Genomic DNA, 1,387 nt, shown 5'->3' on the forward strand with positions numbered 1-1,387 from the left:
GGCCGTCGCCAACGAGTACTTCGTCGCGGCGATCAACCGGGTCGGCCAGGAGGAGTACGGCGACAACGACTTCTACGGCACGAGCTACTTCGTCGACCCGCGCGGGCAGTTCGTCGGTGACGTCGCCGACGACAAGACTGAGGAACTCGTCGTCCGCGACCTCGACTTCGGCCTCATCGACGAGGTACGGCAGCAGTGGGCGTTCTACCGGGACCGACGTCCGGACGCCTACGAGGGGCTGGTGGAACCGTGAGCGGGCTGTACGAGCGGCACCTGGCCGTCAGCCCTGAATGGCTGGCGCTCTACTACCGCCACCCCCTGGAGCTCACGCACGGCGAGGGCCGGCACGTCTGGGACGCGGACGGCAACAGGTACCTCGACTTCTTCGGCGGCATCCTCACCACCATGACGGCGCACGCCCTGCCGGAGGTGACCGAGGCCGTCGCCGAGCAGGCCGGGCGGATCGTCCACTCCTCCACGCTCTACCTCAACCGCCCCATGGTGGACCTCGCCGAACGCGTCGCCGCGCTCTCCGGAATCCCCGACGCCCGGGTCTTCTTCACCACCTCGGGCACCGAGGCCAACGACACCGCCCTGCTGCTCGCCACCGCCTACCGGGGGTCCAACCAGGTCCTGGCCATGCGCAACAGCTACCACGGCAGGTCGTTCTCGACGGTGTCCGTCACGGGCAACCGGTCCTGGTCGCCCACCGGCCTGTCACCGCTGCAGACCCTCTACGTCCACGGCGGGGTCCGCCACCGCGGCCCGTACGCGGACCTGGACGACGCCGCGTTCGTCCGGGCCTGCGTGGCCGACCTGGAGGACCTGCTCGGGCACACCAGGAAACCGGCCGCGCTGATCGCCGAACCCGTCCAGGGCGTCGGCGGCTTCACCGCACCGCCCGACGGGCTGTACGCGGCGTTCCGCGAGGTGCTCGACCGGCACGGCGTCCTGTGGATCTCCGACGAGGTGCAGACCGGCTGGGGCCGCACCGGGGACCACTTCTGGGGCTGGCAGGCACACGCTTCGAACGGGCCGCCGGACATCCTCACCTTCGCGAAGGGCATCGGCAACGGCATGTCCGTCGGCGGCGTCGTGGCCCGGGCGGACGTCATGAACTGCCTGGACGCCAACTCCATCTCCACCTTCGGCGGATCCCCCGTCACCATGGCGGCGGGGCTCGCGAACCTCTCCTACCTGCTGGAACACGACCTCCAGGGCAACGCGCGCCGCGTCGGCGGACTGCTGATCGAGCGGCTGCGGGCGATCGGCGCCCGCTCACCGGCCGTACGTGAGGTACGCGGCCGGGGCCTGATGATCGGCGTCGAACTGGTGAGACCCGGCACCGACGCGGCGGACCCGGAGGCCGCGGCGGCCGTACTCGAAG

At 70.8% G+C, this 1,387-nt stretch carries 2 protein-coding genes; both read left to right on the forward strand.

Annotated features, from left to right (window positions below):
• Window positions 1-253, forward strand: a 253-nt coding sequence (locus IH13_RS0125635; RefSeq protein ID WP_031088268.1) for a nitrilase-related carbon-nitrogen hydrolase, incomplete at its 5' end; no start/stop codon positions are given.
• Window positions 250-1,387: aspartate aminotransferase family protein (locus tag IH13_RS38375; RefSeq protein WP_031088269.1), on the forward strand; the 1,138-nt coding region annotated here is incomplete at its 3' end. The genes IH13_RS0125635 and IH13_RS38375, both read left to right, overlap by 4 nt.

Source organism: Streptomyces sp. NRRL WC-3549 (assembly GCF_000721935.1).
Classification (GTDB): Bacteria; Actinomycetota; Actinomycetes; order Streptomycetales; family Streptomycetaceae; genus Streptomyces.